Annotated in this window: 23 protein-coding genes and 1 tRNA gene; 8 read left to right on the top strand and 16 right to left on the bottom strand. The window is 31.8% G+C overall.

All coding sequences use genetic code 11. The features are described 5' to 3' along the window. Nucleotides 1–33 precede the first annotated feature (33 nt). Together ybeY and A8975_RS00730 are read right to left on the bottom strand one after the other, a co-directional pair. Nucleotides 34–453, bottom strand: coding sequence for an rRNA maturation RNase YbeY (gene ybeY / locus A8975_RS00735; protein WP_134198336.1), 420 nt, complete (start codon nt 451–453; stop codon nt 34–36). Beyond that, on the bottom strand, nt 446–3,850 hold the full coding sequence (locus A8975_RS00730; protein ID WP_134198335.1) for a DUF4175 family protein: 3,405 nt from the start codon (nt 3,848–3,850) through the stop codon (nt 446–448). The genes ybeY and A8975_RS00730 overlap by 8 nt, the downstream gene beginning before the upstream one ends. A gap of 119 nt (nt 3,851–3,969) precedes the next feature. Between A8975_RS00730 and A8975_RS00725 the strand changes: the two genes are divergently transcribed. Continuing rightward, a complete protein-coding gene (locus A8975_RS00725) occupies nt 3,970–5,013 on the top strand; it encodes an alkane 1-monooxygenase (protein ID WP_134198334.1) in 1,044 nt (347 codons plus the stop codon). 52 nt (nt 5,014–5,065) lie between these two features. Further along, on the top strand, nt 5,066–6,580 hold the full coding sequence (gene gltX, locus A8975_RS00720) for a glutamate--tRNA ligase (RefSeq protein WP_134198333.1): 1,515 nt from the start codon (nt 5,066–5,068) through the stop codon (nt 6,578–6,580). 48 nt (nt 6,581–6,628) lie between these two features. Here the strand turns inward: gltX and A8975_RS00715 are convergent, their stop codons facing one another. Continuing rightward, nucleotides 6,629–7,312, bottom strand: coding sequence for a hypothetical protein (locus tag A8975_RS00715; protein ID WP_134198332.1), 684 nt, complete (start codon nt 7,310–7,312; stop codon nt 6,629–6,631). A 137-nt stretch (nt 7,313–7,449) separates the two neighbouring features. Here A8975_RS00715 and A8975_RS00710 point away from each other — a divergent pair, with 137 nt between their 5' ends. After that, nucleotides 7,450–8,379: an SPFH domain-containing protein gene (locus tag A8975_RS00710; RefSeq protein ID WP_129759800.1), complete on the top strand. Its 930-nt coding sequence runs from the start codon at nt 7,450–7,452 to the stop codon at nt 8,377–8,379. A gap of 31 nt (nt 8,380–8,410) precedes the next feature. Here the strand turns inward: A8975_RS00710 and A8975_RS00705 are convergent, their stop codons facing one another. The 4 genes from A8975_RS00705 to A8975_RS00690 form a co-directional block, all read right to left on the bottom strand. After that, nucleotides 8,411–8,617 (bottom strand): hypothetical protein, encoded by a 207-nt coding sequence (locus A8975_RS00705; protein ID WP_131506399.1) that lies wholly within the window; start codon nt 8,615–8,617, stop codon nt 8,411–8,413. A 54-nt stretch (nt 8,618–8,671) separates the two neighbouring features. Beyond that, on the bottom strand, nt 8,672–9,826 hold the full coding sequence (locus A8975_RS00700; RefSeq protein ID WP_134198331.1) for a GNAT family N-acetyltransferase: 1,155 nt from the start codon (nt 9,824–9,826) through the stop codon (nt 8,672–8,674). 62 nt (nt 9,827–9,888) lie between these two features. Continuing rightward, nucleotides 9,889–10,371: a DUF1761 domain-containing protein gene (locus A8975_RS00695; RefSeq protein ID WP_134198330.1), complete on the bottom strand. Its 483-nt coding sequence runs from the start codon at nt 10,369–10,371 to the stop codon at nt 9,889–9,891. 68 nt (nt 10,372–10,439) lie between these two features. After that, a complete protein-coding gene (locus tag A8975_RS00690; protein ID WP_134198329.1) occupies nt 10,440–12,437 on the bottom strand; it encodes a glutamine--tRNA ligase/YqeY domain fusion protein in 1,998 nt (665 codons plus the stop codon). Nucleotides 12,438–12,521: 84 nt separating this feature from the next. On the opposite strand from A8975_RS00690, the gene folB reads away from it, so the two are divergent. Together folB and A8975_RS00680 are read left to right on the top strand one after the other, a co-directional pair. Beyond that, nucleotides 12,522–12,887: a dihydroneopterin aldolase gene (folB, locus tag A8975_RS00685; RefSeq protein ID WP_134198328.1), complete on the top strand. Its 366-nt coding sequence runs from the start codon at nt 12,522–12,524 to the stop codon at nt 12,885–12,887. A gap of 91 nt (nt 12,888–12,978) precedes the next feature. Next, a tRNA-Cys gene (locus A8975_RS00680) sits at nt 12,979–13,049 on the top strand. A 35-nt stretch (nt 13,050–13,084) separates the two neighbouring features. On the opposite strand, the gene A8975_RS00675 is transcribed toward A8975_RS00680, so the two are convergent. The 4 genes from A8975_RS00675 to rnr all read right to left on the bottom strand — a co-directional run bounded on the left by A8975_RS00675 (nt 13,085) and on the right by rnr (nt 17,059). Beyond that, nucleotides 13,085–13,759 (bottom strand): LysE family translocator, encoded by a 675-nt coding sequence (locus A8975_RS00675; RefSeq protein WP_129759806.1) that lies wholly within the window; start codon nt 13,757–13,759, stop codon nt 13,085–13,087. A 45-nt stretch (nt 13,760–13,804) separates the two neighbouring features. Beyond that, nucleotides 13,805–14,479 (bottom strand): head GIN domain-containing protein, encoded by a 675-nt coding sequence (locus A8975_RS00670; protein WP_134198327.1) that lies wholly within the window; start codon nt 14,477–14,479, stop codon nt 13,805–13,807. Between the two features lie 89 nt (nt 14,480–14,568). After that, nucleotides 14,569–14,868, bottom strand: a complete 300-nt coding sequence (locus A8975_RS00665) for a heavy metal-binding domain-containing protein (RefSeq protein ID WP_131506405.1) — start codon at nt 14,866–14,868, stop codon at nt 14,569–14,571. 1 nt (nt 14,869) lies between these two features. Further along, nucleotides 14,870–17,059 carry a ribonuclease R gene (gene rnr / locus A8975_RS00660; protein WP_134198326.1) on the bottom strand — a complete coding sequence of 730 codons (2,190 nt, stop codon included), beginning with the start codon at nt 17,057–17,059 and terminating at the stop codon, nt 14,870–14,872. Nucleotides 17,060–17,944: 885 nt separating this feature from the next. Here rnr and rpiB point away from each other — a divergent pair. From rpiB to A8975_RS00645, 3 genes are read left to right on the top strand one after another with little or no spacing between them, the layout of a single operon-like run. Next, the gene (gene rpiB, locus A8975_RS00655; protein WP_134198325.1) at nt 17,945–18,379 is read left to right on the top strand and encodes a ribose 5-phosphate isomerase B; all 435 of its coding nucleotides are present in this window, start codon (nt 17,945–17,947) and stop codon (nt 18,377–18,379) included. A gap of 25 nt (nt 18,380–18,404) precedes the next feature. Continuing rightward, complete coding sequence (locus A8975_RS00650) at nt 18,405–19,316, top strand: cation diffusion facilitator family transporter (RefSeq protein ID WP_134198324.1); 912 nt, start codon at nt 18,405–18,407, stop codon at nt 19,314–19,316. After that, nucleotides 19,316–19,762 carry a GNAT family N-acetyltransferase gene (locus A8975_RS00645; protein WP_134198323.1) on the top strand — a complete coding sequence of 149 codons (447 nt, stop codon included), beginning with the start codon at nt 19,316–19,318 and terminating at the stop codon, nt 19,760–19,762. The genes A8975_RS00650 and A8975_RS00645 overlap by 1 nt, the downstream gene beginning before the upstream one ends. Here the strand turns inward: A8975_RS00645 and A8975_RS00640 are convergent, their stop codons facing one another. The 5 genes from A8975_RS00640 to A8975_RS00620 all read right to left on the bottom strand — a co-directional run bounded on the left by A8975_RS00640 (nt 19,763) and on the right by A8975_RS00620 (nt 25,171). Continuing rightward, complete coding sequence (locus A8975_RS00640) at nt 19,763–20,602, bottom strand: OmpA family protein (protein ID WP_131506409.1); 840 nt, start codon at nt 20,600–20,602, stop codon at nt 19,763–19,765. Between the two features lie 68 nt (nt 20,603–20,670). Then, a complete protein-coding gene (locus A8975_RS00635) occupies nt 20,671–22,305 on the bottom strand; it encodes a S41 family peptidase (RefSeq protein WP_134198322.1) in 1,635 nt (544 codons plus the stop codon). A 7-nt stretch (nt 22,306–22,312) separates the two neighbouring features. Further along, a complete protein-coding gene (rnpA, locus tag A8975_RS00630; protein ID WP_134198321.1) occupies nt 22,313–22,687 on the bottom strand; it encodes a ribonuclease P protein component in 375 nt (124 codons plus the stop codon). 3 nt (nt 22,688–22,690) lie between these two features. After that, nucleotides 22,691–24,295, bottom strand: coding sequence for a S8 family peptidase (locus tag A8975_RS00625; RefSeq protein WP_134198320.1), 1,605 nt, complete (start codon nt 24,293–24,295; stop codon nt 22,691–22,693). Between the two features lie 18 nt (nt 24,296–24,313). Continuing rightward, the gene (locus tag A8975_RS00620) at nt 24,314–25,171 is read right to left on the bottom strand and encodes an MBL fold metallo-hydrolase (protein ID WP_131506413.1); all 858 of its coding nucleotides are present in this window, start codon (nt 25,169–25,171) and stop codon (nt 24,314–24,316) included. Nucleotides 25,172–25,229: the final 58 nt, after the last annotated feature.

Genomic DNA, 25,229 nt, shown 5'->3' with positions numbered 1-25,229 from the left:
TTCAAAATTTTGGGATGCAAATATACAGCGAAATTATTGTAAATCAACCAATACCTTCATGTACTGTTCTTCCTTTGCTCGCATTACCTTGGCATCTTCATCAGTCTTATCTTTATAACCACAATAATGAAGTATACCGTGAATTATCACTCTAGACAATTCTACATCAAAATCTACTTTAAAATCCTTTGCGTTATCTTCTACTCTTTCTACGGAAATATAAATATCTCCATGTAGCTCTTTTCCTACTGAATAATCGAAGCTAATAATATCAGTTAGCGTATCGTGATCCAAAAATTCTACATTAATTTTATGCAAATAGTCATCGTCACAAAATATGTAATTGATATCTCCTAAGCTGCAACCTTCGTTTTGTATCGTTTCTTTTATCCATTGTTCAAAAATGGTTTCATTGGATAATTGAAACTGGGTTTCATAGTTAAAACTAATCATCTGATTTTTTAAAGTACTCTTGAACTTTCTTTTTATAAACTTGATGCAAAGGTAATGCTTGTCGGTTTAAAATTTCAGTAGTATTAAAATATTCTTTAGCCTTAGGAATTTGGTCTGTAGTAGTATTGTTAAACTGTTTGTCGTTAGTTTCAGATTTTCGTTTATTATCCTGCCCTTGAGTAAATGTAGCATCTTCAAGCTTTAATAATTGATGCTGCAAATCCATCATTTTTTGCAAGGTTTGATTGGTGAATCCTTTGTTTAATAAGTCCAATTCAATCTCTTCCATTTTCTCCAACAAGTCTTTTCCCTGACCTTGTAAACCGTCTTTAGCTAGCTTATCTTGTAACGCTTGCCTTAGTTGTTGCTGTTGTTGATAAATTCTAAACAGTTCTCCATTTAATTCCTCACTATTCCCTTCGCCATCGCCTTCTTGACTTCCTTGTTGACTTCCGTTTTGTTTGCCTTGGTCACCTTCCTTCCCTTCACTTCCTTCTTTACCCTCATCGCCTTCTTTAGATTTTCCTTTCTCTCCTTTTTTCATACCTTCTTCCATTTCTTTATTAAGTTCCTCTTGACTCTTAATAATATCTGGCAATTGCATTTCTTGTCCGCCACTTCCAGATTGACCGGAACCTTGTCCTGATCCTTGACCAGAAGAGGAATTCATTTGGGCTTCCATATTGTCTAAAACATCGCTTAAAAAACTAGACAGCTCATTTGTTGCTGTTATGGTGTATTGTTGCGTAGAAACACCTTGATAAATTTGATTTTCCGAAAGCTGAGACAAAGACTTATCGATGTTAAAAAACACATCGGTAATTTGCTTGTTTACTTGTTCGGAAAGCATTGGTTGACGCAGTGAAAGCGCAAATAAACTGTCGTCAATATGTTCAAAATGTTCTCTTAAAGTGTTTTGTTTGCGCAAGTGTTTACCATATTGATTATGGTTAATGTCGATGCTTCTAAACTGATTCATTAAGTTTTCTTGATCGAATGAAAACAGCACTAAGTTGTCTAAAATTTGACGAAGCATTGCCGCATCTTCTGAAAGCTGTTCTCCACTACCAGACATCATAGACTGCATCATTTTTGCACTCATTTGCTTCATTTTTTCTGAAGCTTTCTTTTGGCTTTGTTGTGCGTTATTTTGGTTTTCTTGCGAGTCTTGTTTATCGCCTTGTTGTTCGTTTTGTTCTTGCTGCTCTAATTGTTCAGAAGCGTCTTGTTGGTCTTTTTTAATGCTTTCTTCAGTAGCTTTATCATCAGGAATAGCAAATGGTTTTTTAAGGTCTTCGTTTTCCTTTTTCAATTCTTCCAACTCTTCTTGAAACTCTTCAAAAGCTTTATTTAATTCATCTTGAGCTTCTTTTGTGTTTTCTTCATCTTGCTTAGATAATTTATCCTGTTCTTCAGCAAGATTTTCTAATTCTTTTTGAAGTTTCTCGGTTTTTTTAGCCACATAATAGCGCTTGGTCAACTCCAAAAGTTGTTCTAAGCTACGCTGTTTATTTTTGTTTTGCTTAGCGAGTTCTTCTAGTTTTTCTGTAAGCTCTTCCTTTTGAATTTTGTCTTGAAGTTTTTCTAACTCTTCAAGTAATTTTTCATCTTCCTTAAGTTGCTGCTCGTTTTCGTCTAAACGTTTTTGAAGGTCTTCTTTAAATTGATCTTGTTCTTCATTTTGAAATTCCTCAAGGTTGTCTTGAAGTTTTTTGTTGAAGTTTTGCATCAATTGCTCCTGCTCTTTTTGACGTTTTAAAAAGTTTTCAAGTTTCTTTTTATCGTTGAAATTGAGTTCTTCTTTTTCCTTTTGATTTTTTGAAATTTCTTCGAGTTTCTTATCCTGATCTTTCAATTTTTCAAAAGAATTGTTTAAGTCTTTTATGGTTTCGTTTTGCTCTTCTAATTGCTTTTGCTCTTCTTCATCTTTTGTCAACTTTCTATAACTAAACACCGAACTTTTAGTGCTTTTGTAATTATGGATTGCATCGTTATCAAACACCTGAAAATATAGCTCATAATCTACACCTTCGGTAAGTTGTAATTGATTTGGGAACGCGCTTACAAACTCGTCAAAATTAGATGAACTTACAGGAATGTTTTCTGTCTTTTTATCACTATCATCGTTTGAAGGATAATACACCAACTGCAATTTGCTCAATCCATAATCGTCACTAACCTGTCCGAAAAAATACAAGGATTGGTTATCAATTGAATCTTTTTCAACCTTTAAGGTTAACTCAGGATAATCGTCTTTAATCACATTAATTGAAAACCCTAAATTTTCGTAATCTTTTAACGCATCATTACTTGTGCTAATACTGTACTCTAAATTGTTGTACAAGCGTTTGTTAGCTTCAAAATTTCCATTATCTAAAGGCTTAAACTGTATAGTATCTTGCGCGTAGAGTGCTACAGTATTTGTGGACTTAGTATTGACTTTCCAAGTAACGTTAGTCCCTTCTGGAACTGTTGTAGAACCTGTACTTTTAAGGGTTTCATCAGCTTTTTTGGTATGCGAAGGATAATCTAAAACCATTTCAAAATTCACCAGCTTAGGGATGTTTACCACATTTAAACTATATGTTTTAGAGTTAACATTATTTGCCGATAAATTAAATTCTATTTTATCTTTTGGTTGCGTAAACACATACTCAAATTGTCCTGGAGCTGTTTGCTGTAGAAAATAAGTTTCGTTGTTGTATTTTATTTGAGCGTTTTCAGGGATTACTTTTCCTGTAGTAGAAACCAGAAGTTTAAAATCTTTGTTTTCAATAGCATTTAAATCTTCATTAACAACAAAAAACTGAAAAGGTGCAGGTGGCTCATAAGCCACATTGTAATTCACCACACGTTCATAACTATCGCTAAACCAATTTAGTTTTCCTGTTGCGTAAGAGAGCAACAAAATAGCAATTGGTATGGCTGCATATTTTAGATATTTGGCGTTTTTTTTGAAATTAACTGCCAATTTAAACGGAATTGGGCTCAGTTCGGCAGATTTTTGTTCAATACTAGCCAATAGTAATTCAGAGTTTGCAGCATGCTGTTTTAGCTGAAGCACGTTAAGCAATTTATCGTTTACTTCAGGAAAATGGTTTCCTATAATTTTTGAAGCGTCTTCATAATTAATGCCTTTTTGAAGTTTAAACAGTTTCGCTAAAGGAATAGCAATAAACTTTGCAAAAAGTCCAATCTCTACCGCAACAAACAACCAAAATAAAACGGTTCGTGCTATAGGGTTCAGCCAAAGTACATATTCAACAAAAAGGGTAAATAAAAGATACAACAAGCCAATGGCAAAAAATAAAATAATGCCTTTTAGCAACTCATTAGTATAAAATCGCCTAATAAATTGCTCTAGCTTAGCTTGTATTTCTTTAAAATGACTTGCCATACGGTTAAATAACTTACTAATATAAAATTTATTTTGGTCTGTAAATGCTTAAATTTTGGTAAGATTCTGTTAATTTCGAGAAGATGTATTAAATTTAAGACTAACATTTTGCTTTTGTTATGAAAGATTTAAAATACTTAGCTGCTTTTTCAATTCCTATTGTTGCGTGTATTGGCATCTACTTAAAAGGATATTTTTCTTACTTAACTCCTGTTTTTGCCTTTGTCATTATTCCTTTGCTAGAGCTAGTGTTTCCTGTTGATATGCATAATTTATCTTCACAAGAAGTTGATAGTAAACTAAAACGCAAACTTTTTGATTGGTTACTGTATCTTAATCTTCCTTTGGTATATAGCCTACTCTTTTTTGGAATTTATGAAGCAACAACCTCAACAATTGAAACTTATGAATTTGTGGGTTTAATACTCTCTGTTGGTATTGTTTTGGGAGTTAATGGTATAAATGTGGCTCATGAACTTGGTCACAGACAATCAACCAACGAGCGTTTTATTGGAAAAGCCTTGTTGTTACCTTCTTTATATATGCATTTTTATATTGAACACAATTTTGGACATCATTTGCATGCAGCAACTCCTGAAGATCCTGCAACAGCAAGATACAATCAAAGCGTGTATTCGTTTTGGATTACTTCAGTATTTAGACAATATGGCAATGCATGGAACATTCAACTAAAATTGCTAAAAAACGGCAAAAAAGGGTTCTTTTCGGCAAAAAATGACATGTTTTGGTACATTTTGCTTCAAATAGGCTATTTATTTACAATGTTTGCGTTGTTTGGAACTTTAGGTTTAATATTTTCGTTTTCGGCAGCAATTATAGGTTTTATACTTCTTGAAACGGTTAACTATATTGAACACTATGGATTGCTACGATTAAAAACTAAATCTGGCAGATACGAGCGCGTTAAAGAAATTCATTCCTGGAACTCCAACCATGTCATTGGAAGAATTGTGCTTTATGAACTCACAAGACATAGCGATCATCATTTTAAATCTTCTAAAAAATATCAAGTTTTAGATTGCCATGATGAGAGTCCGCAAATGCCTTATGGTTATCCAACTTCAATGGTTTTAGCTATGTTTCCGCCATTGTGGTTTAAAATTATGAATAAACGTGTTCCACGTGAAATGATTTTAGCTTAACTATTTCTATTCCTAAATATCGTTTTATCTTTGCAGCCATAAACTAAAAACAATGTCAAAAAACGTTCGTGTGCGATTTGCACCAAGCCCAACAGGACCTTTACATATTGGAGGTGTAAGAACTGCACTTTTTAACTACTTATTTGCCAAAAAACACAATGGTACTTTTGTTTTACGTATTGAAGATACTGACCAAAACCGTTATGTTGAAGGTGCTGAAGACTATATTGTAAAATCTCTTGAATGGTGCGGAATTCCTTTTGATGAAGGTCCAGGAAAGAATGAAAAATTTGGTCCTTACAGACAAAGCGAACGCAAACATTTATATAAAGAATATGCTGACAGATTAATTGCTGAGGGAAAAGCTTATTATGCGTTTGATACTGCTGAAGAATTAGATTTTCATAGAAAAGACCACGAGGCTAAAGGCAAAACATTTATCTATAATTGGCATAACAGGCTAAAATTGAGTAACTCTTTATCACTTTCTGAAGATGAAGTAAACGCAAAATTAGAAGCTGGAGACGATTATGTGATTCGTTTTAAATCGCCTCAAGATGAGACACTTCATCTAAAAGATATTATTCGTGGTGATATTAAGATAGACACTAATATTTTAGATGATAAGGTATTATTTAAAGCTGATGGTATGCCAACTTATCACTTGGCAAATATTGTAGATGACCATTTAATGGAAATCACTCATGTTATTCGTGGTGAAGAGTGGTTACCTTCTCTTGCTTTACATATTCAACTTTATGATGCTTTTGGATGGGAAGCTCCAGAATTTGCTCATTTACCTTTAATTTTAAAACCAACCGGAAAAGGAAAATTAAGCAAGCGTGATGGAGATAAATTAGGCTTTCCAGTGTTTCCTTTAGAATGGAAAGACCCTAATACTGGAGATGTATCTAGAGGTTATAAAGAAGATGGTTATTTTCCTGAAGCTGTGGTAAACTTTTTAGCCTTTTTAGGTTGGAATCCAGGAACAGAACAAGAAATTTTCTCTTTAGAAAACTTAACTCAAGCGTTTGATTTAGCTAAAGTTAATAAAGCTGGTGCGCGTTTTGATCCTGATAAAACCAAATGGTTTAACCACCATTATATGCAAGAACAAGACAACTATGATTTAGCTGTTGCGTTTAAAAATTCTAAAACTGAATTATCTGAAATTGACACACAGTATATTGAACTAGCAATAGGATTAATTAAAGAACGTGCCACTTTTGTGAGTGATTTTTGGGATTTGAGTCATTTTTTCTTTGTAACTCCTACTGAATATGATGAAAAATCAGCTAAAAAAGCATGGAAAGAAGATTCATTAGACTTAATGAAAGAGCTTATTCTTGTTATAGAATCTGTTGATGATTTTACAGTTGAAAACCTTCAAACCGTTATAAAAGGTTGGATAACTTCAAACAATATTGGTTTTGGAAAAGTAATGATGCCTTTACGACTAGCTCTTGTTGGTGCTTTACAAGGACCTGATGTGTTTGATATTATTTACATGATAGGTAAAAACGAAACTGTACAACGCATACAAAACCTTACTAATAATTTAAAGTAAAAAAAAGCGAGTTGTAGCAACTCGCTTTTTTATTTTATTCTTTATCGTTTAAAAGACAATAATAGCTGTAAAGGCAAGCATAGATTGGTTTCCTTTAAACTTGTTGTTTCCTCCTGTTGTGTCTAAATCATTATTGTTATTAAGTTTATTGAGCATGTTTGTAAACCCATAAATGTATTGCGCTCTTAACTTAAATCCTTTAAAACCTGCTGTAGCTCCTACTGCTCCATTGACATTAAACTGTGAAATTCCTGTGATATCTTTAGCTAAAAGATTGTTATAGCTTCCAATAATGTAATTTTCGTGGTTGTCATCTTTTAATTCCAATTCGCTATTGTATTGAATCATTGGTCCTACATCAACAGTAATGTAATCCTGTAAAACCTTTGCATGAAACAAAAAAGCCACTTGAGCAGTAAATAATTTATAATCTATTTCTTCTTCATTAGCAATTACATTTGATGGTCTAGCAAAAATACCAACATTATTTTCAGATAATTGAATGTTATAACTAACCGTGTACCACTTATGAGGTAAATCGACTGTTGCACTTAAACCTCCTATCCAGCCTTCGCCTTTTACTGTTTGAAAATTGTCTGTAATAATATCAAATTGGGTAAGTCCACCATATATTCCAATACCATTTTTTATAGAATATCTTTGGTGTTGCGCTAATGCTGTTGTAACAAAAGCTATACTAAATGCTACTAATAAGAAAAGTTGTTTTTTCATGATTTTATTTTTTGAGGGATAAACAAACCTAATCATTTTTTGATTTAAACTTTGGTAATTCGTAAAAAATATGGTGCTTCATTAAAATATAACTTAAATTAGTAAACAAATATTTCCTAACCATTAAAAAACTTGTTATGGGCGAATTTATCTTATTTCCTATTATTTTTTTCGGATTAATCGTTTTAATCTCTTCCTTCTTTATTGTTAAGCAACAGTCAGCTGCCATTATTGAACGCTTCGGTAAATTTCAAAGCATTCGTCATTCTGGACTTCAAATGAAAATCCCTTTAATCGATCGAGTAGCTGGTCGTTTGAGCTTAAAAATTCAACAGCTCGATGTGATTATTGAAACCAAAACGTTAGATGATGTATTTGTGCGTTTAAAAGTTTCGGTTCAGTATATGGTAATAAAAGATAAGGTTTACGATGCGTTTTATAAGTTAGATTATCCACATGATCAAATTACCAGTTATGTATTTGATGTGGTTCGTGCCGAAGTGCCTAAAATGAAACTAGATGATGTATTCGTGAAAAAAGACGATATCGCCATTGCTGTAAAAGCCGAATTAAATGATGCAATGTTAGAGTATGGTTTTGACATTATTAAAACCTTAGTGACTGATATTGATCCTGACTCTCAAGTAAAAGCTGCAATGAACAGAATTAATGCTTCTGAGCGTGAAAAAATAGCTGCTCAATACGAAGGTGATGCAGCACGTATTTTAATTGTTGAAAAAGCAAAAGCAGAAGCTGAAAGTAAGCGTTTACAAGGTCAAGGTATTGCTGATCAAAGACGTGAGATTGCTCGTGGTTTAGAAGAATCTGTTGAAGTTCTAAATCGCGTTGGTATTAACTCACAAGAAGCCTCTGCATTAATAGTTGTAACACAACATTACGACACATTACAATCGTTAGGAGAAGAAACTAATAGTAACTTAATTTTATTACCAAACGCTCCTCAAGCAGGAAGTAATATGCTTAATGATATGGTGGCTAGTTTTGCTGCAAGTAACCAAATTGGTGAAGCTATGAAAGAAGCTAGAAATAAAAAGAAAGAAGACTAATTATTTATATTAAAAATTAAAAGCCTCAAAGTTATTTTGAGGCTTTTTTATGTTTATTAATTAATTGTTTTAAACTTTCTAAATAATCCTCAAGTGCTTTGTTATTGACTTTTGGATGCTCCATATTAGGAATCGTCATTGGATTTTCATCCAAATGCTCATAAATTTCAGGATAATTGGTTTCAATTTCTCTCGTTAATACTGATATTTCTGTTATTAAATCCTTTGCAGTTTCCATACTATTTGAGTTTATCTTAAAATACAAAAAATATAACCCAAACTGTATTAAGAATTAGTTAAAAGGATGACGTTCTTCCCAATCTCTTGTTGGATTCATTAGGCTAAAAATCAAATTTAAAGCAGTATTTAACAACACGTTTGTATGCCTTAAGTATATGAACATGTTTTTAGGCTTTGCACCTACCGAACTCTTTATTTCCATAGCTGTTCTGGCATAAACAGTATGTTCAAATTTGTTGTTTATAGTAAATTCTGCCATGTCGTACAGCATATTCAAATACAATTGATGGTTGTATTGATGTGCACTATCATACCCAAGAAAATAGGTTTCAAGCACCTTATCATTAAGAATTAATGTATAAAAACCCACCATAGTACCATCAAGATAATACGCAAAGACTTTAAATTGGTCTTTAAGTTCTTTTTTAAGCGTATAGAAATGATTTTTAGGAAGTATAAAGGTATTTATTCTTGCGTTATCAGAAACGTTCTTATAAAGGCTAAATAACAATTCAGAATGAGCTTCAATAGCATCAAGGTTTAATTCTTTCTTTTGAATAGCACTCGCCTTTTTACGAGCTGTTTTTAAACGTCTTCGGTATTTTTTATTTAAACTGGTTTGATAATCATTAAAGGTATTCCAATTCTTATGCGTTGGCATAATCATATTGGGTTGAACCGAGACTTTTCTGAATGTATTTGTTTTAAACAATTCTGAATACGAATGAATAGAATCATCTTCAAAATAGTCTTTAAAAATTAAGGTTCTTATGGTTTTTCCTTTTGATGATTTTATATCTTTTTTCAACTGATACACAGCCTCGAAAACACAAGAAAGAAAATCACGTTCTGATATGGCTTCAGTATTAAAATATAAACCGTGTTGTCCTGTATGCATAAGGTTTCCAACAACCAAAACATTTCCTTTAAGCACTTTAGAAACATAATGTTTTACGCGTTCTTGAAAACAAGAGTCTTTATGGTTTCTAAAAATATCTTCAACATACAATTGCACACGCTGAATGATAGCAGTACCCACTAAATTATTAGCATTAAAAACACCTACAAAATACCATGACATATTATCTGGTGAGGCGTTTTCAACAGCAGTTAAATAGGGTTTTTGGAGAAATACATCATGCGTGGTTAGTGCTTGCCACGAATCTGGTAAATCATTTTGAGAATTGTATATTTTAAAGTGTATCAATGTAAAAAGAAAAAGACTGAACGCTTATGTCAGTCTTTTTATGTTATAATTCATTACAAAATTTATTGCCATCCGCAAACAATGCCTCCCATGATTGCCATAGTAACAATCCAATAGCCAGCATTAATAAAAATGTATTTTGCGCCTTTTCTTTCAAAAAGTGCATTGGTTCCAAGAATTGGTAATGCGATAAAGAATCCTGCAATTGTGCCATGTAAAGCACCATGTTTAAAGGTTCTAAAAGCAGTACCATAATCTGCCATAAATGCTTCAAAAGATGGTTTCGCAAGACTAGGATCGCCACCAACCATACCTAAAGCACCTGTTTGGTGAATCGTGATAAACTGTAATGCAAAAGCCAATAAGAACGCAAAAATAAATGCAAGGATAAAAATTTTAGCCATATTGGCGCCTTGCATTTTTTCTTCGGTCATGTCTGCAGCTTTCATCCAAGCTGTACCAAATACTTTTGGATTGTACCAAATTGCTCCAATTATCAATGCAGAAACTGCAGCTGCTAAAAGTGCTAAAAAATTGATTTCCATAATGTCATGTTTTAGTTAGTGTACTAAAGATAGTAATTATTGAAATACAATTTCTGTTTTATTGTCTATTAAAGCGCTTTAGCTTCTTCTACCAACAATGCATTTTTATCTTCTAAAGCTTTTTCTATAAACTCATTAATAGCATCGTTTTTTTCTAAACCATTTGCTAATAACACTTTTAAAGTAAGCATAGCGGCAATGCGTGTTCCAACCTTTTTTACAGCAGTTCCAAATAAAGGTTCTAACTCATCATAACTAACCTCATTGGCAAGTTCAAGAATTTCTGCCTTTACTTTAGCTTGCTTATCTTCTGGATAATTCGTGTACTTTTTTCCTAATTGCTGAATAACATTAATTGCTTTACGCTGTTGTTGCGGTTTAGGTTTGTTTTGTTGTTGCGGCTTTTCTTGTGGTTTTTGTTTTTCCCAAGTATCTCGCAATCCAACTGTTTTATTAAATACTAAAGCATTAGATGTAGAGTCGTTATCAACATTAAAATATCCTAAACGTTGAAATTGGAACCTATCTCCTACTTTGGCTTCTTTTAAACTTGGCTCAACAAATGCTTTGGTAATGTTTAACGAATTAGGATTTAAAAATTCCATAAAGTCTTTGTCTTGGTGACTATCTGGAGCTTCATCCATAAACAAACGATCATATTCTCTAACTTCGGCTTCAACAGCATGCTTAATGGATACCCAATGTAGTGTTCCTTTTACTTTTTTAGACGTATCAGTATCGTAAGTACAATGTACTTCGGTAATATGTCCGTTAGCATCTTTTACAACCTCATTTGCTTGAATGATGTAAGCGTTTTTTAAACGAACTTCACCACCAAGTTTTAACCTGAAAAACTTACTTCCTGCTTCTTCTTTAAAATCGGCTTTTTCAATATATATTTCTTTTGAAAAAGGAACTTCTCTAGAGCCTGCTTGTTCGTCTTCAGGATTATTTTCAGCCTCTAACCATTCTACTTTATCGTCTGGATAATTAGTGATAACCACTTTTAATGGATCTAAAACTGCCATAACACGTGGTGCAGTTTTGTTTAAGTGATCACGAACACAAAATTCTAATAAAGACACATCAATAACATTTTCGCGTTTAGCAACACCAACACGCTCAATGAAATTTCGGATGGATTCTGGTGTATAACCACGACGTCTTAACCCAGAAATAGTAGGCATTCTAGGATCATCCCAACCGTTTACAATACCATCCTCAACCAATTTAAGCAGCTTACGCTTACTCATAATGGTATAACTTAAATTTAAACGTGCAAACTCACGTTGTTTAGGAAGCATTGGATAAGTGTTTTTTGAATACTCATACACTTGCTCCTTAAACCAGTCGTAAAGCTCTCTATGCGGCTTAAATTCAAGCGAACATAAACTATGCGAAATTTGCTCGATATAATCACTTTCACCATGTGTCCAATCGTACATTGGGTAAATACACCAATCGTTTCCTGTTCTATGATGTGCTTTTTTAAGAATACGATACATAATTGGATCGCGCATTAACATATTAGGATGTTGCATGTCTATTTTTGCACGTAAAATATGATCACCTTCGTTGAATTCACCAGCTTTCATACGTTCAAATAATTCTAGGTTTTCTTCAACCGAACGATTGCGATAAGGACCATCAACTCCTGGTTGTGTTGGTGTTCCTTTTTGTTCTGCCATAGCTTCGCTAGATTGCGAATCGACATAAGCTTTACCTTGTTTTATTAATAAAACAGCCCAATCATATAATTGCTGAAAATAATCTGATGAGTATAATTCATTTTCCCATTGATACCCTAACCACGCTACATCTTTCTTAATAGCATCTACATATTCTTGCTCTTCTTTAGCTGGATTGGTATCATCAAAACGAAGATTTACAGGTGCGTTATACTTTTCACCCAAACCAAAACTAATACCTATGGCTTTAGTATGCCCAATGTGTAAATAACCATTTGGTTCTGGTGGAAAACGAAAACGTAATTTAGAAGCTTCTAATCCGTTTGCTAAATCTTCTTCTATAATATGCTCAATAAAATTTAGTGATTTGTCACTCATAATATATATCTAAATAGGGCTACAAATTTAAAGGAAATAACTATAAAATAAGTGAATAATATATCTTTGTAAAAAAATAGTATTTTGGGAATTATAAAAGTTGAAAACATTAGGATTTATGCACACCATGGATGTCTTACAGAAGAAACAAAAATTGGTAGTGATTATAGAGTAGATTTAGAAGTTGAAGCTAATTTAAAAGAATCTGCTAAAACTGATGCTTTAAGTGATACTGTAGATTATGTGTTTTTAAACAGAATTGTAAGAGAGGAAATGGGACAACCATCTCACCTTCTTGAAACTGTTGCTAAACGCATCATTAAGCGTATTTTAAAAGAAGATAAAAAAGTTAAAAAGGTTACGGTTTATGTAAGTAAATTAAACCCTCCAATAGGTGGTGACGTAGAAATGGTAACGATAAAAATGACAGAAAGACGAAAAAATAAGTAGTAAATAGTGTAAAAACTTTATTTTTTTTACATTTGCCAACTCTTGTTTTCTATTTAAGAAAATTGAGATTCCTGCTTTCGCAGAAATAATTGGCGTCATGGCCGAGTGGCTAGGCAGAGGTCTGCAAAACCTTCTACAGCGGTTCGAATCCGCTTGACGCCTCAAAAAACCTTCAAGTATTGCTTGGAGGTTTTTTTTTATAGCCTATGTTCAATTTCTTCTTGAATGCGTTCTTTACCTTTAGGAAATATACCTTGAACTAACAATAATACACCAAAACCTAAAATCACTAAAGCAATGATTTTTTTAGTTTTGTAAATGAGTCTTGGTGTTAATTTGTTACGTAATCTTTTTGCGATAGCTATTTTCACTAAATCTACAAGAAAATAAACGGTAAGCATTGTAGCTATAAAAACTGTAACTCCATTTTCAGATTCGGTAATAGAACTTCCTATAACGATAAATCCTAACCATCCTAAAAGTACTCCTATATTGATAAAATTGAGTAAAAATCCTTTAATGAATAATTTACCATATGCATTTTTAGGCATTTCAACTTTATGATATTCTCTAACAATTGTACGGAAGGATTTTGATGTTTTTATAAAAGAAATAACACCATAAACCACTAAAAGAGCACCACCAAAAATTAAGAAATTAGGATCGTCTTTTATCTTATCGATAAGCTTATTAGTGCTATAAAAAGCGACTAGGATAAAAACAATATCAGCGAAAATAACTCCAAAATCAAATACTAAAGCGCTTTTAAATCCTTTGGTAGCACTAGTTTCTAGCAGTACGAAAAATACTGGACCAATAGTGAATGCTAGGATTATTCCGAAGGGAATTGCAGCTAAAATATCATCAAACATATAGGAAATAAGTTTCCTACAAAGCTAATAAAAAAGACGTATTAATTAGTTCATACGTTTAATTCTTCCACCTAACATTGTGTCTTTGTTTACTGTAGCTGGACTTCCATAAATATTTACATCTCCTCCTGCTCTAACTTTAGCATCAACTAATTTAGATGCATTAACATCTGCTTCACCAGCTGCTTTAATACTTACAGTAGTATTTTGGGTCTCGAAAGCTTTACCTTCATAAACACCTCCTGTGTTAAGTACTATATCTTGAGAATCAGCTTTTCCTCTGGTTTCAACTACTCCACCAGAAACTGCTTTGATGTCAACTTTTTTAACATCCAATCCTATTTTAAGTCTTGCACCTTCTTGAGATTTCAGTTCTATATAATCTTGTTTTATAAGCTCATTTGAAGAAATAAAAGCACCTTCGTTACCATCAATAATATCTAACTTAGTGTAATGTACAGCAACAAATGTTCTGTCACCATTAAAGATTTTATTAAACTTCATTCTTATTTTAAGTTTTCCATCTTTATTGATAACTTCTACATCATCAATATCATCACCTGTGATTTCAACTTTGTTAACATCTGATTTAACTAAATTCACTTCTATCCTATCAAAAACTTTTACTTCGGTAAAATCTCCTACTCCTTTTTCTTTAGGATTTTGTGCTGTTATAATTGAAGTTAATGCTAAAAATGCAATGGTTATAAACGTTTTCATGTATATGTGTTTTATTATATTTACGTGTACTATTATAGTAAAGATGTTATAAAAACGTTATTGTTACAGTAATTGTACCAAAAATTGAATTAAGCCACAGAAACTGCGGTACCTGTTACTGAAACTATTATGGCTGTTGTGTTAGGAAATGTTTCTATGTCTAAATGTATTCCAACTACTGCATTTGCTTTTAAATTGATTGCATTTTGCTGTAATTTTTGAAAAGCATCTTCTTTAACCTCGTTAATACTTTGCTCTAACGAGTTATAAAATTTATCCATACTGAAGGAGAATGATACTTTTTTACTGTTTACGCCTACGCCAGTGACTAAACCTAAATAATCTATAATTTGATGTCCTTCAATGGTATTTGTGGTTGTTAAAATCATATTACTCGTGTTTTCCTATTAATGTAAAATCTAAATGTTTTTTAACTAAATCGGTTTCTTTTACTTTTACAATCACTTCATCACCTAATTGATACATGTTTTTGGTTTCGCGACCTATAATAGCGTATTGGCTTTCGTCAAACTCGTAATAATCATCTTTTATATCACGAATACGAACCATACCTTCGCATTTGTTATCAATAATTTCTACATAAATTCCCCAATCTGTCACTCCTGAAATAACACCTACAAATTCTTCATCTTTATGATCTTGCATAAATTTAATTTGCATGTATTTGATACTATCACGTTCAGCTTTTGTTGCTAAATATTCCATATTACTGGAATGTTTACATTTATCTTCATAAATAGCTTCATTAGCGCTTTTTCCGCCATCTAAATAATGTTGTAGTAAACGATGTGCCATAACATCAGGATAACGACGTATAGGCGACGTAAAATGGCTGTAATAGTCAAATGCTAATCCGTAATGACCTATGTTGTGTGTGGTATACTCTGCTTTACTCATACTGCGTATCGCAAGCGTATCAACCAGGTTTTGCTCTTTTTTACCAGCAACGTCTTTTAATAAATTGTTTAATGAAGCTGTTGTACTTTTTCGGTCTTTAAAATTGAGTTTATATCCAAAACGTCCAACAATATTTTGTAAAGCTGCCAATTTACTATCGTCTGGTTCGTCGTGCACACGATATATAAAGGTTTTTTCTGGTTTTTGTTTTCCTATAAATTCGGCTACTTTTTTATTTGCTAACAGCATAAATTCTTCAATTAACTTGTTAGCATCTTTTGAAGTTTTAAAGAACACGCCAACCGGATTATTGGTTTCATCTAGGTTGAACTTCACTTCTACTTTATCAAAAGAAATGGCACCAGAACGCATACGTTTAGAACGCATTTTTTTAGCCAATTCATCAAGTTTTAATGTAGCATCGGCTATTTTTTGATCGGTTTTATAAGCTTTTCCTGTTAGAGATACTTCGGCAGGAATTTCGTTTGTTTTAGATTCTATAATAGCTTGCGCTTCTTCGTATGCAAAACGTGCATCACTATAAGTTACTGTTCTACCAAACCATTGATCTTTAACTTCAGCTTTGTCATTAATTTTAAAAACAGCTGAAAAGGTATATTTTTCTTCATGTGGTCGTAGTGAACATGCATTGTTAGATAGAATTTCAGGTAGCATTGGTACCACACGATCTACCAAATATACTGAAGTTGCACGCTCGTAAGCTTCGTCATCTAAAACTGTGTCTGGTTTTACGTAATGTGATACATCGGCAATATGAATACCAACTTCGTATAAACCATCATCTAATACTTGAAATGATAGCGCATCATCAAAATCTTTAGCATCTTTAGGATCAATAGTAAACGTCAGTACATCTCGCATATCACGACGTTTAGCAATTTCTTCTTTCGTGATTGAAGTATCTATATTATTGGCATAATTTTCTACCTCATACGGGAATTCGTAAGGCAAACCATATTCAGCTAAAATGGCATGAATTTCAGTATTATGATCTCCTGGTTTTCCTAGAACTTTAATTACTTTTCCGTAAGGAGAATCGGCTTTTTCAGGCCAATCTTCAAGAGATACTAGTACTTTGTCTCCATCTTCAGCTTTAAAGGTTTTATTAATTGGTACAAAAATATCTTTGTACATTTTATTGCTATCTGGTACTACAAAAGCATAGTTGCTATGTAACTGAATTACACCAACATATTCACTTTTTGCACGTTTTATAATTTCGGTAATTTCACCTTCAAACTTTCCACGTTTACGACGTTTATAAACATAGAATTCTACTTCGTCTCCATCTAACGCTTTATTTATATTGTTTGAAGCAATGTAAACGTCTTCATCAAAATCGTCACAAATAACGTAACCTGAACCTTTAGCGTTTAAGTCTAGAATACCTGTATGATATTCTGCAGTAACAATGGCTTTAAATTTACCACGATCTACTTCTTCTATTTCTTGTTTCGCTTTAAGTTGCTGAAGTTTTTTTATAATTTGATTTCTGCTACTGGCATCATTTACACCAAGTTTAGCAGCTATTTGTTTGTAGTTAAACGTTTTATTTTTCTCTTTTTTTAAAATACTTAAGATTGTATTAGTAAGGTTGGAAATCTTGTTATGTGAAGGTTTCCTTTTTTTCTTTCTTGCCATGTATTATGTAATCATTTTCATTTCCTAATTAAAGATAGGAATCTGTTATTTTATAACCTAATAAAAAGTGAAGTACTGGTTATAAGTTTACTCGATAATCGAGATTTAAATCTTCCTAGGCTCGCTTCGACATTAAAACTCTTTTCTTAATTCATGCCTTAAGTGCTTGCACCAAGTTATTTGATACAAAGCTACGATTTAAATATTAAATGAATTATCAGCCTAGATTAATTAATAGTTTTATAACACAATGAAATAATAAAAAGAAGACTACTATTTGATAAAATGAACAGAAAGCAGTTATTCACATTTATATATATAATATCTTTTCTTTTTAAAAATTTAAAAAAATATTAATGATTATTATTGTTTGTTAATAGCTGGAATAACTTTTTTAAATTTTATTTTGAAAACACGTAGTTTACATTCTATTGATATTTAGTTAACATTAGAAACGCATCTAATACATTCATTTTTAGAACTATTTTAAAAGCTATTAACAGCTGTTAATAACTCATGTTAATAACCAAATATTGATAATATTTTCAAATTTCTATGTTTATAAACGTAAAAAAGATGGCTTAAAAGTCAGCTAAAAAAAGCGAAGTTATTTTTTGGTTTATTGGTTTCAATTTTTGTTTGTAAATAAAATTGAGATTTAAAAATATTTCTTTCAGAAAGAAGTAAACAGTTATTAACAAGTTATGAGCTACTATTTGATAAACTATTAACAATGCTAATTAATTGTTAACTATTACCTACATAACATAAGTGTTTATAAGGACATTTTGTACCTTTACTCAATAATTAAGATAGTAATGTTTTGAAGTTTATTTCAACATTATAATCTTATGTCTTTTACAACAACAACAACACAACAAAAACATGAAATTATCAATTGGTAACGACCACGCAGGTCCAGATTACAAAAAAGCTATTGTAAACCATTTAGAATCTAAAGGGTATTCTATTACAAATTATGGTACAGATACTGAAGATAGTGTAGATTATCCAGATTTTGTACATCCTGTAGCTAAAGATGTTAATAATAAAGAGGTAGATTTTGGAATTCTTATTTGTGGTAGCGCAAATGGTGTAGCTATGACAGCTAATAAATATCAAAATGTTAGAGCTGGCGTTTGCTGGACAAGCGAAATTACTGAACTCACACGATTACATAATAATGCTAATATTATCTGTATTCCTGCGCGTTTTACATCAATACCGCAAGCTATAAAAATGGTAGATGTATTTTTAAATACAGCTTTTGAAGGTGGTCGTCATCAAAACCGTGTAGATAAGATTCCTTTATCTTGTTAATTACCAATTTTTAAGTTGGTAAACTATGGGTCATTCGCATGCACATAACCACGATCATAAAGATTTAAAAGGCCGAAAGCTTTTAATTACCATATTACTTAATACTGTAATTACAGTTGCTCAAGTAATAGGTGGTTTGGTTTCTGGTAGTTTATCGTTGTTAAGTGATGCGCTGCATAATTTTAGTGATGTACTCTCTTTAATTGTAAGTTATATAGCTTCAAAATTATCAAAGCAAAAAGCATCAATAAATAGAACTTTTGGTTATAAACGTGCCGAAATTCTAGCAGCTTTTGTAAATGCTGCAACTTTAATAATTGTTGCAGTAATACTTATAAAAGAAGCTGTAGAGCGTTTTCAAGATCCACAAAATATAGAATCAAACCTTGTTATTTGGTTGTCTCTTATTGCAATAGCTGGTAATGGTTATAGTGTGTTACTGCTTAAAAAAGATTCTGATAATAATATTAATATAAAATCGGCTTACTTACACTTATTAACAGATATGTTAGCAAGTGTTGCAGTATTGATAGGTGGTTTATTAATGAAGTATTTTCAGCTGTTTTGGGTAGATAGTTTACTTACCTTTTTAATAGCTGTGTATTTAATTTTTGTTGGCTATCATTTATTAAAAACATCTACTAAAATGCTGATGCTTTTTACACCAGAACATATAGATATTAAAGCTGTGGTTCGTGTTGTTAATAAGCTTCCAAAAGTGAATAAACTACACCATGTGCATATATGGAATTTAAGTGATGACGAACTGCATTTAGAAGCGCATTTAGATTTAAAAGAAGATATTTCAACATCAGAGTTTAATGACTTATTGTTAGAAATAGAAAACCTATTACATGACGAGTTTAATATAAACCATGTAACTATACAACCAGAGTTTAATAAAGAAGATCCTAAAGAAGTTATCGTACAAGACTAATGCTAGATATTACAACCAAAACATTTCAAGAATTAACTACTCAAGAATTATATGATATACTACAATTACGAAGCGAAGTTTTTGTTGTAGAACAAGATTGTGTATACCAAGATATTGATGGAAAAGACCAAAAAGCACTTCATGTTTTAGGTTATAAAAACAATGTTGTAGTAGCTTACACACGTATTTTTAAACCAGGAGATTACTTTGAAAAAGCCAGTATTGGTAGAGTTGTAGTTGCTAAAAAAGAACGCCAGCATAAATATGGTTATGATATTATGGAGGCTTCTATACAAGCTATAAAAGAACATTATAACGAAACCGACATAAAAATATCAGCTCAATGTTACTTAAATAAGTTTTATAATAATTTAGGGTTTAAAGCAATAGGAGAAGACTATCTTGAAGATGGCATTCCGCATATAGCTATGGTTTACAAAGCGTAACTAGTTATCTTGACCACCAACGTAGGTTACCAAAATTTCCACACGTCTATCATATTTTGGTTCGCCACCAAGCGGAAATTTACGACGCATACCAACATATTTCATTCGGCGTTTATCCACACCTTTTTTAGCTAAATAGTCATAAATATATTTAGCTCTAGCTACAGAAAGATTTCGTTTTTTTGTTCTTCGGTCAATAGCATCTCTACTATTTTGCGTACAACACACATGACCTTGTATTGTAAAGTAAATGTCATCGCGTTCAACAAGTACTTTAGCAATGTCTTCTAATGTTTTTACTGATTCTGGAAGCAAATAACTATAACCTGTTTTAAATAAAATATTGTCTAAAGTAAATTTATCACCAGCTTTAAGTTCGCCTTTTAAAGCATCTTTTACATCTTGTTTTTTAGGTTCTTCAACAACAACTCTAGGTGGATCATAAGGATGCACAATAATTTGAACTTTACGATTTAAACCACGTATTTTATTAATGTCTTCTTCTTTAACAAGTTTTAATAATACTTCTCCTTTTCCATCAACATTTGTAATGACAGACTCGTCAAACTCGTTATTTGAAAATATTTCTTTGATAGAATTTGCCCTTTGCTGTGATAAAACCAAGTTGTAATCATCACTACCTCTATCATCACAAAAGCCATAAATGGATATTTTTTCAATATCTAACCCTTCAATTTTTGATAAAAACATTAATAGTCTACTATGCTCAGTTTCAGGAACATCATATTTATCTGTTTCAAAATACACTTCGTGAGTAAGTTCTTTTTGAGCACAAACAAATTGAGATATTAAAAAGAGTAAGACTATTAGTTTTTTCATTTTTCTTTAAAAAAGGGGAATTAAAGATAAATTATTTTTATTTTTTAACATAAAATACAGTCAAATAATTAATTTAAATAACTTGAATATGTTGAAGGATTTTTAAGAATTTCCTTTGCTTTTTGAATTTCAAGGTTGTTAGCTAAATAATATTCATACAGTCCTTCTCTATAAAAATAACGTTTTACAATTTCATCAGATAAAAGCGATAGTAACTGGTCTTTATTATTATCTACAGCTCTATTTTTATAGGTATTTATAGTATTAATTAAGCTTGTATATTCATTGTTTATAGCAGCATAAATTTGCTCGTCATTAGCTACTTCCATAGCCTCTTCAAAAGCTTTTTCGGTTTTGGTCTCAAAGTTGAAATTATTCTTATCTAAAAAGGCTTTAAAATTATTGAAATCACTATCTGAAAGTTTAAACGATTTTAAATCAGTAACACTATTCTTGTAGTAATATTCAGTAGCATAATTAAATATTAAGTTATCATTTAAAATAGCGTTTGTAATTGGACTATAAACCGATTCTACTAATTCCAAGTCAGGTTGAATTCCGCCACCATCGTAAACAGTTCTTCCTTTTTTAGTTTTAAATGCACTATAGTTTTCTTTTTTAACTCTGGTTGCTTTACCATTTTCATCTCTATTCCAGTAATCTAAAGCTTGTATACATCTTCCAGATGGTGTGTAATATCTAGAAATGGTTATTTTCATTTGAGTTCCATAAATAAGCGGTTTTGGTCGCTGTACAAGACCTTTTCCAAAACTTCTTGCACCAACAACAACTGCTCTATCTAAATCTTGTAAAGCACCTGATACAATTTCGCTTGCTGAAGCACTTCTACCATCTATTAAAACCACTAATGGAATTTCGGTATCAATAGCTTCGCGTTGTGTGTAATAGGTTTTGTTGTATTTTTTAACTTTAGATTTTGTAGTAACTACCAACTGGTTTTGAGGTACAAAAATGTTAACAATATTTACAGCTTCACTCAGTAAACCACCAGGATTTCCTCTTAAATCCAATATTAATTTTTCGGCACCTTGGTTTTTAAGACTTCTTATAGCGTTAATGGTTTCGCTAGAGGCTTTATCATTAAACTTTCTTAAAACAACATAACCTGTTTTATCATTAATCATTGAAAAATGAGGAACAGCATGAATTTCTACTGCTTCGCGTTTTATAGCTGCTGTTTGTGTTTTTCCTTGTCTTACAAAAGTTACATTTACTGTTGTACCAGAAGCACCTTGTAATAAATTGCCAGCATCATCTTTAAAATCGGCAACAACAACATTTTCAACTTTTATAATCTCATCACCAGCTTTTAAGCCTGCTTTATCTGCAGGATAATCCTTGTAAGGTTCTACAATTACCAACTTGTCTTTAAGTGTTAAAACGCTTGCTCCAATGCCTGTATAATCGCCAGTATTGTTTATACGAGCAGCTTCAACATCTTGCTCGTTCATAAAATTGGTATAAGGATCAAGATCTTCTAACATGCTTTTAATGGCAGTATCCATTAAATCTCCAGGATTGGTTTCATCAACATAATTCATGTTAAGTTCCTTAAATAGCGTCGTGAAGATTTCAATTTGCTTTGCTATTTCAAAAAACTCACTTTTAAAAGCACTTGTTGTTACAAAAATTGAAAGTGCCAAAACAGGAATGAATATTCTTTTTCGTAGTAATGTTTTCATCTTAAGTTTAGTTATTTGAGGATGCGTTTAAGAATTTGTTCAGTAAAACCTTCATTTTAGTGTCCAATACCTCAAAAGTTATACCATCGTTACCAATGTATAAAATCATTAACGCATATTGTGTTGTAATGTTGTTAAAAATTACAGCCTTGTTTAATCTATAGGCTTCTCTCATTAATCGTTTGATACGATTTCTATCAACAGCATTTTTAAATTTTCTTTTGCTAACAGTTACACCAGCTTTAAGTAAAATGGAATCATCAAAATCAACAGGCAAGTATATAAGCTTAAGTGGATAAGCAGAAACCGATTGTCCTTCTGCAAAAAGTTGTTCAATAAGCTTTTTACTCTTTAATTTTTCTTTTTTGTTGTAGGTGAACATTAATTAGTTGTTGTTTAGTTTAGAAGCTTCTAATAATGCGTTGTAGGCATTTAATAGTTTACCAGATTTTGACAAGGTATCAAAAGACTTTATATCTCCAATATTTCCACCAACAATTACTTTGGTATTAATTTCTAAACCAGAATTTAAAATAGCTTTTTTTACTTGTGATGCTGTTAAATTAGGGTATTGTGAACGAATTAATGCTGCAACTCCTGTAACCAATGGAGCAGCCATTGAAGTTCCTCCTTCAGACTCATAAGAATTATTTGGAACTGTGGAGTAAATACTAGAACCAGGAGCAAAAATATCAACATTTTGTTTTCCGTAGTTAGAATAATCTGCAACTAGGTCGGAACCATAACGATAATACGTTGCACCAACATTTATAAAGTTATCCGCAATTTCTTTTCCATTATCAACATCAGTAGGAAAATTAAGAGAAGAATCTAAATTTAATGCATCGTTACCTGCTGCGTGAACAATGAGTACATCATTGCTTGCTGCATATAAAATGGCATCTTTAACCCACTCTTTATGAGGTGAAAAGTATTTACCAAAGCTCATATTGATAATTTTTGCTCCATTATCAACAGCATATCGTATGGCTAGAGCAATATCTTTATCGTATTCATCTCCATTAGGTGTGTTACGAATAGGCATAATTTTTACATTGTTTGCAACACCTTTTATGCCTTTGTTGTTGTCTCTTTTAGCTGCTATTATACCTGAAACATGAGTGCCATGGGTTTCTTCAGCATCATGAGGTTTTACATTATTATCTCCATAACCTATATCGTTTATATCGTTAGGATTGTCTTTAGTTTTTCTGCCTTTTAGGTTTTTATTTAAATGAACTGTTAATCGCTCGTTTATTAATTTCAAATCTTTATTTAAAGCTGCTTTAATGGCATCAACAGTTTCAAAATTGTAAGTGTAAACAGATCTCATTATTGAAACCGCTTCCAATACATTTTGGTCTTCAGTTCTAATAGCAAATACGTCTTCTTTGGTATAGTTTTTTTTCTTTAGATAACTTGAAATTCTATTATCTGCAGTAGTTACTTGTTGAATAAGATTCTCAGTATTGGTTTTTGCTTCAGAGTATTTTTGATACTGTTTTTGATATTCAAAAAGCGCATCGGCATATCTTGGGTTGGAAGAATCTCCACTTACAATTAATCTTACAAACTCAAATTGCTCGTCATAAGTATCTCCTATAAAATTCCAACCGTTAACATCATCTATAAAGCCATTATTATCATCATCTTTTCCATTGTTTGGAATTTCTTTAGTATTTACCCAAATAGAACTTGAAAGGTCTTCATGGTTTATATCTACTCCAGAATCTATAACAGCAACTATGGTTGTAACACCTTTATTGGTTTTAATAATTTCGTTGTAGGCTTTTTCAAGGCTTATACCTGGAATTGTGTCTTTTATTAAATCTAAATGACTCCATTTTTTTAGCTCACTTTCAGATAAATTAGAGATTTTTAAAGGAATGTTGTCAATATTCTCTTCTGGTGTTGAGATAATAGGAGACGACCCACAATTATGTAGCAACACAAGTAGTAAGCAAAAAAATACAGCTTTAATTGTTTTCATGTTTTACAATTACGTTTTTTAGAACAAATCACTACAACTATAAACATCTTTTAGCCTTACACCTTTTTCGGTATGCTGTACAGTTATAATCTCATTGTGAGCGTCGTGTTCTAAAAATAGGTAAAAATTGTCATTTGCAGCAAGATTTAAAAAGGCTTCTTTTTCATCTAAGGTCAATAGAGGTCGTGTATCGTATCCCATAACATAAGGTAAAGGCAAATGACCTGCAGTTGGAAGTAAATCGGCCATAAAACATATTTTCATATCCTTATAAGTAATTATAGGAATCATTTGTTTATCAGTATGTCCATTTGCAAAAAAGATATCAAAACCTAATTCAGAATTTTTTAAAATTTCGGTTTCAGGCAGTGATACAAAGTTTAGCTGACCACTCTCTTCCATAGGAAGAATATTTTCTTTCAAAAACGAAGCTTTTTCACGATTATTAGGTTGAGTTGCCCACAACCAATGGTCTTTATTGCTCCAAAAACGTGCATTTTTAAAAGCTGGTTCATATCCTGTTCTATCTTTATTCCATTGTACACTGCCTCCACAGTGGTCAAAATGCAAATGCGTCATAAATACATCAGTAATATCATCTCTATGAAAGCCGTATTTTTTTAGAGATTTATCAATAGTATCATTTCCCCATAAGTAATAATATCCAAAGAATTTGTCGCTTTGCTTGTCTCCCATTCCTGTATCGATTAAAATCAACCGATTTCCATCTTCAATAAGCAAACAACGTGCAGCAATATCTATCATATTATTAGCATCGGCAGGATTAGTACGATGCCATAACGATTTTGGTACAACACCAAACATAGCACCACCATCAAGCTTAAAATTTCCAGATTCAATAGGATATAATTTCATAACATTTTATTTTTATGCAAATTAAAAAAATACTAAGGAATTTAAGTGATTGAAGCGC

Source organism: Meridianimaribacter flavus (genome assembly GCF_004366715.1).
In the GTDB taxonomy this organism is placed as follows: Bacteria; Bacteroidota; Bacteroidia; order Flavobacteriales; family Flavobacteriaceae; genus Gaetbulibacter_B; species Gaetbulibacter_B jejuensis.
Note: the sequence above shows the minus strand (reverse complement) of the source record. Positions and strands in the feature narration are given on the sequence as shown.